General features: G+C 58.6%; 7 protein-coding genes. 6 read left to right on the top strand and 1 reads right to left on the bottom strand.

The features are described 5' to 3' along the window. From T363_RS0110645 to T363_RS0110620, 6 genes are all read left to right on the top strand, one after another. On the top strand, positions 1 to 283 hold a 283-nt coding region (locus T363_RS0110645; RefSeq protein ID WP_031475705.1), incomplete at its 5' end, for an IS3 family transposase. Positions 284 to 402: 119 nt separating this feature from the next. Beyond that, positions 403 to 1707: a bifunctional folylpolyglutamate synthase/dihydrofolate synthase gene (locus T363_RS0110640; protein WP_031475703.1), complete on the top strand. Its 1305-nt coding sequence runs from the start codon at positions 403 to 405 to the stop codon at positions 1705 to 1707. An 83-nt stretch (positions 1708 to 1790) separates the two neighbouring features. Beyond that, entirely contained in the window at positions 1791 to 2108 is a 318-nt protein-coding gene (locus T363_RS0110635) for an anti-sigma factor antagonist (RefSeq protein ID WP_051643228.1), read from the top strand. A 1-nt stretch (position 2109) separates the two neighbouring features. Next, positions 2110 to 2547: an anti-sigma F factor gene (spoIIAB, locus tag T363_RS0110630; RefSeq protein ID WP_031475699.1), complete on the top strand. Its 438-nt coding sequence runs from the start codon at positions 2110 to 2112 to the stop codon at positions 2545 to 2547. Then, entirely contained in the window at positions 2544 to 3251 is a 708-nt protein-coding gene (locus T363_RS0110625) for a sigma-70 family RNA polymerase sigma factor (protein WP_242840262.1), read from the top strand. Before spoIIAB ends, T363_RS0110625 begins: the two co-directional genes overlap by 4 nt. Before the next feature lie 195 nt (positions 3252 to 3446). Beyond that, entirely contained in the window at positions 3447 to 5867 is a 2421-nt protein-coding gene (locus T363_RS0110620; RefSeq protein WP_031475695.1) for an ATP-dependent helicase, read from the top strand. Between the two features lie 52 nt (positions 5868 to 5919). Here the strand turns inward: T363_RS0110620 and T363_RS0110615 are convergent, their stop codons facing one another. Next, the gene (locus T363_RS0110615) at positions 5920 to 6156 is read right to left on the bottom strand and encodes a helix-turn-helix domain-containing protein (RefSeq protein ID WP_034972198.1); all 237 of its coding nucleotides are present in this window, start codon (positions 6154 to 6156) and stop codon (positions 5920 to 5922) included. Positions 6157 to 6287 lie beyond the last annotated feature (131 nt).

Here is a 6287-nt window from a genome sequence, read left to right as displayed (position 1 = left end):
GTGGCAGTACCAGCACGTGTACTTCAGGCAGGCACTTAAAGATCACAAAATCATTCAATCCATGTCAAGGAAGGGTAACTGTTACGACAATTGCATCATGGAGACCTTCTTTGGACGGATGAAAAACGAGATGTTCTACGGGCATGAAAAAGAGTATTCCTCTTTTGAAACGTTTGCTAAGGCTGTTGACACCTACATAAATTACTACAACAACGAAAGAATCCAAGCGAAAACAAAATGGATGCCTCCCGCAAAATTCAGAGAGGCATCCATGTGCACCTAATTCAATTTTTAATGTGTCCAGAATCCTGGGTACATATCAGTGGAAGGCTGCGCTTTCTTCTTTTCTTTTTCCGGATATATGATATAATACTTGCATTACGACAGGAAGAAGAGGTTATCATGGATACCGATATGCCGAAAACAGCAATAGAATACATTCACTCGCTGGGGCGCTTTTCCGGCAAGCCCGGCCTGCACCGCATCCGTGCGCTGTGTGCGGCGCTCGGCAACCCGCAGGACGGGCTGAAATTTGTCCATCTGGCGGGCACCAACGGCAAGGGCTCGACCGCCTGCATGACCGCTGCGGTTTTGCAGGAGGCCGGCTACCGGGTTGGGCTGTATACCTCGCCCTATCTGATGCAGTTCCACGAGCGCATCCGTGTAAACGGTGTGCTGATCCCGGATGGGGAGCTGACCCATCTGGCCGAGCGGGTGGCTGTGGCCTGCGAAAGCCTGTCCCTGCCGGAGGGGGAGTCCATCGGGGAGTTTGAGTTTACTACCGCGCTGGCGTTTTTGTATTTTGCAGCGCAGGAATGTGACATCGTGGTGCTCGAAACCGGTCTGGGCGGCCGGTGTGATGCGACCAATGTCATCGCGCGGGCGGAGGTTTGTGTGCTCACGCCGATCTCACGCGATCATATGGCGGTGCTGGGCAATACAGTTGCGGAGATCGCGGCGGAAAAGGCGGCGATCATCAAACCCGGCTGCGCCGTGGTGTGTGCGGACGGACAGCCGGAGGACGCGGTGCGCGTCATCCGTCGGGTCTGTCAGGCTGCGGGCGCGGTGTGGTATGACGGCAGCCGCGACAGGACTCTGCTGCGGTGTGATATCACCGGCTCGGCCTTTGTGCAGGAGGGGCAGGGATACACGGTTGCTATGCCGGGGCGGCATCAGCTGCAAAACGCGGGAACCGCGCTGCGCACGGTGGCGGCGCTGCGGGAACGCGGCTGGAAGATTCCGACTGAAGCTGCTGTGCGCGGGCTGGCGCGCGCACGTATGCCGGGGCGGCTGGAACGGCTGCGGGAAACGCCGCTTGTTCTGTTGGACGGGGCGCACAACGCCGCAGGGGTGCAGGTGCTGTGCAGCACGATTGACGAAATGCTGAAAATGCGCCGTCTGCACGTGGTGATGGGGATGGTGCGGGATAAGGAATACGAGTACTGCATCTATGAGCTGGCGCAGCGGGCAGATGTGTTCTATGCCTGTGCACCGGCTGCGGAGGAACGCGCCCTGCCCGCACAGACCATGGCTGCTGTGGCGGAGCGGAGCTGCGCCGAGGTGTATGACTGTGAAAGCGCGGCACAGGCGCTGGCCAAGGCGCTGTCGGCTGCGGCGCCGCGCGACTGTGTGCTGGTATGCGGCTCGCTCTATTTGATCGGTGAGGCGGAAAAGATCCTGCGCACCCGACAGAAACCGGCAGAATAGACCGAATAAAATTGGTAAAATAAGGCTTGTACAAACCGTACAGGCCTTTTTCTTTTGCGAAAATTAAAATGAGGTGAACATACATGCTGCAAATCACACAGGCGGAGCAGGACGGCACGCTGACCATCTGCCTGACGGGCGAGCTCGACCACCACGCGGCGCGGGCAGCGATTGGCCAAGCGGAGGATCTGCTGGTGCTGTACCCCTGTGAAAAGCTCGTGCTTGATCTGTCCGGGCTGACGTTTATGGATTCTTCCGGCTTGGCGGTGGTGCTGCATCTGCACCGCACCTGCGCCCGCTGCGGTTATGATTTTGTTGTGCGCGGCACGCCGCCGCAGCCGATGCGCGTGTTTGACGCAGCCGGTCTGCCGCAGGTCATGATTTTTGAGAGGGGGGAGTAATATGCGCACGGTGATCAATAAAATGAGCCTGAAGTTTGAAAGCCGGTCGGTCAACGAGGCGTTTGCGCGGCAATCCGTGGGGGCGTTTGTGGCACAGCTTGATCCAACCATGGAGGAGCTGGGGGATATCAAAACCGTTGTTTCCGAGGCGGTCACCAATGCGATCGTACATGGCTATGCGGATAAAACCGGCTTTATCACGGTAACGGTGCGGCTGTTTGCGGGCCGCCTGCTTGAGATCAAGATCAAGGACACGGGGTGCGGGATCGAAAACGTTGAGCAGGCGCGTCGGCCGATGTTTACCACCGGGGATGACACGCGCAGCGGCATGGGCTTTACCATTATGGAAACCTTTACGGATAAGCTGCGCGTGCGTTCGGCGCCCGGGCGCGGCACGATCGTTACTATGGTCAAGCTGCTGCGGGAGCGCGGGACGTGACGAGCGGCATGTGCACGCTGCTGGAGCAGGCGGCTGCGGGGAACCGCAGCGCAGAGGCGCAGCTTCTGACCGAGAATAACGGGCTGATCTGGTCGGTCGCACGGCGGTATTACGGGCGCGGTGTGGAACCGGACGACCTGTATCAGCTCGCCTGTGTGGGTTTTATCAAAGCGGTGCGTGGGTTTGATCCGCAGCGGGGGTATGCGTTTTCGACCTATGCGGTGCCCAAAATTGCGGGGGAGATCCGCCGCTTTTTGCGGGATGATGGGGCGGTCAAGGTCAGCCGCGCGGTCAAGGAGCGCACGGTGCGGCTGCGCCGGGTGCAAAGCGAGCTGGAAAGCCGCACCGGACGCTCGCCGACGGTATCCGAGCTGGCGGAAGCGATGGGCTGCACGGCGGAGGAGATCGCCGCGTGTGAGCAGGCGGAAGCGCCGGTGGATTCGTTCGAGCGGGAGCTGGCCGGCGGTGGGCGGCTGGGTGATCTGGTGGGGGACGAGGGCATGGAGGAACGCACCTGCCTGCGGCTGTCCCTGCGCGAAGCGCTGGCGGCGCTGCCCGACCGTGACCGCACGGTGCTGGCGCTGCGCTTTTCGCGCGACCTGACCCAGCAGCAGGTATCCCGGATCATCGGCGTGTCGCAGGTGCAGGTATCGCGCATCGAAAAGCGCGCGATCCAGACGCTGCGGGAAAAGCTGTTAGAGTAGCAGGCTGGCTGCCCGGCCGGATTGTGCAACGGTTGAAAACTTGTTTTTCGATGATTTGTGATCGGTCTTGGCCGATCGTAAACAAAGCAGTACATCGGGAAGCGGATTTTCCGGCGTATGCCGACAGAACATTTGTTTTCCCCGCCCGGTTATGCTATACTGTTTATGTATTGCCATAACGAAACGAGGATACCTATGCAACCGACCAAATTCGATTTGAAATATGCCGCCGTGCGGCATGCGGTCATCGAGCAGCGCTTTTCCAATTTGAACGACAAGCAGCGCGAGGCTGTGTTTGCCACCGAAGGCCCCCTGCTGATTCTGGCGGGTGCGGGCAGCGGCAAAACCACCGTGCTCATCAACCGCATCATCAATATCCTGCGCTTCGGACAGGGGCTGACGAGCGACCTTGCCCCTGCCGGTGCGACCGAAGCCGACCTGCTCTTTTTAACCGAATACCTGACCGATCCCCGTCCGGAAAACCGCGCGCGCGCCGAAGCGCTGTGCGCCCTGTATCCGGCAAAACCGTGGGAGGTCATTGCCATCACCTTTACCAACAAGGCGGCGCGCGAACTGCGCGAACGCCTGACCGCCGCGCTGGACGATGAGGAAGCCGCATCCGCGGTGTGGGCGTATACCTTCCACACCGCCTGCCTGCGCATTCTGCGGCGGCACGCCGACCTGCTGGGCTTTGAAACCGCCTTCACTATCTACGATGAGGACGATAAAAAGCGGGTCATCACCAATGTACTCAAAATGCTGAACCTTGACCCCAAGGCGTTTGACCCGCGCACGGTCATCGGCATGATTTCGCGCGCCAAGGATAAGCTGATGACGCCGAAGCAGTTTGCAGCGGACGCGGCGGGCGATTACTTCCGCGAAAAGGTGGCGGATGTTTATCGCCTGTACGAGCGCGAGATGAAAAAAGCCTGTGCGCTGGATTTTGACGATATCATCATGAAAACCGTGCTGCTGCTGCAAAACAATCCCGAGGTGCTCGAATATTATCAGCACAAGTTCCGTTATGTGCTGGTGGACGAATATCAGGATACCAACTACGCCCAGTATGTGCTGACCAGTCTGCTGGCGGGCTACTATGAAAACATCTGCGTGGTGGGTGACGACGACCAGTCCATCTACAAATTCCGCGGCGCCACGATCACCAATATTCTGGAATTTGAAAAGCAGTTCAAGGATGCGCGCACCATTCGGCTGGAGCAGAACTACCGCTCGACCGGCAACATCCTGAACGCCGCCAACGAGGTCATCCGCAACAACACCGGCCGCAAGGGAAAGGAGCTGTGGACCGACCACGGCGACGGCAGCAAGATCCGCTTGCACCGCTCGGACAGTCAGGAGGGCGAGGCCGCCTATATTGCGGATACCATCCGCGCCGGGGTGGAGGAAGGCCGCCGCTGGAGCGATTTTGCCGTGCTGTACCGCAACAACGTGCTTTCGGATAATATTGCCGCCTCGTTTATCCGGTCGGGCATCCCATACCGTGTGTATAAGGGGCGCGACTTCTTCTCCCGTGCCGAGGTGCGCGATATGTTCGCTTATCTGTGGGTGCTGGAAAACCCCGCCGACGAGCTGCGCCTCAGGCGCATCATCAACGTACCTGCCCGCAAGATCGGCGATAAATCGGTGGAAACCGCCGCGCAGCTGGCGCTGGAAAACGGGATGCTGCTGTACGATGTGGTACGCAACGCTGCGCAGTTTCCCGCGCTTTCGCGCGGCGCGGGCGCGATGGAGAAGTTCGGCACGATGATGGAAAACCTGCGGCAGCAGCGGGCGTTCCTCTCGCTTTCCGAGCTGTATGATGAACTGCTGGACAAAACCGGCTATGTTCGCGCGCTGGAGCTCAAGGGCGGCGTGGAGGAGCAGGGCCGTATCGAGCATATCGAAGAGCTGAAATCCTACATTGTCAGCTATGAAAACGACCATGACGATGCGTCGCTTGCCGGTTTTCTGGAGGAAATGGCGCTGTATACCGACGCCGACCAGTCCGGCGAGGAAGAGGACGCTGTGCTGATGATGACCATGCACTCCGCCAAGGGGCTGGAATTTCCGGTGGTATTCCTTGCCGGTATGGAGGACGGTCTGTTTCCCGGCTTCCGGGCGATGGAGCGCGAAGAAGATATGGAGGAGGAGCGGCGGCTGTGCTATGTTGCCGTTACCCGCGCAAAGGAGCAGCTGTATCTGACCTGCGCGGAACGCCGTATGTTGTACGGACGCACCCAGTACGCGCATCCCTCCCGCTTTATCGACGAAATGCCGCGTGAACTGCTCGACAGCAATATCGGTGACGCGCGGATGTTCCGGTCCGCCACGCAGGCCGATCCCACTCTGCCGCGCGCACAGGTCGCGCGGGCGCGGTATGCATCCGCGGCGGCATCGGCATCGTCTTCCTTCTCCGCACCGGCTGCACGGAACGCCGTGCCGCTGCCCGATTTTGCCGCCGGCTGCCGCGTGCGCCACAAGGCATTCGGCGAAGGGATGGTGGTATCCGTTAAGCCCATGGGCGGGGATGCCCTGCTGGAGATCGCGTTCGACCAGAAAGGCACCAAGCGCCTGATGGCGAAGTCTGCGGCGCAGTTTATGGAAAAACTGATATAAAACAGGAAGAAGGGCGGACGCAATGCGTCCGCCCTTCTCCTTTTGCTAAACTTCAAGTGAAATCAAATGCCGCGTTGTTTTCGATCACCTGTATCAATTCATGTGGCTTCATATCCAATGCAAACGCTATTTTAAAAACCGTCTCAAGCGTCGGACTGCGCAACCCCCTCTCAATCTTACTGTAGTGTGTGCGGTCAAGCGCAGCCAAACCGCTCAGTTGTTCCTGCGTCAGCCCTTTTTTCTGCCGCAGTCCCTGTATTGTTTTACCAACAGCCTTGGTATCCAGCATGAACATGCCCTCCTACTGTTTTCCATGATAGCAAGGGCTCATTTTATTCTTGAGGTCAGTTAACCTCAAAGTAGGGTTGTGGTATAATTTAGTCAGTAATCCCGAATCAAAACACAGAAAGGGCGAAAAAG

Origin of the sequence: Agathobaculum desmolans ATCC 43058 (genome assembly GCF_000701665.1) — a bacterium.
GTDB classification, from domain to species: domain Bacteria; phylum Bacillota; class Clostridia; order Oscillospirales; family Butyricicoccaceae; genus Agathobaculum; species Agathobaculum desmolans.
The sequence above is the reverse complement of the archived record's forward strand: the minus strand, read 5'-3'. Positions and strand labels throughout refer to the sequence as shown.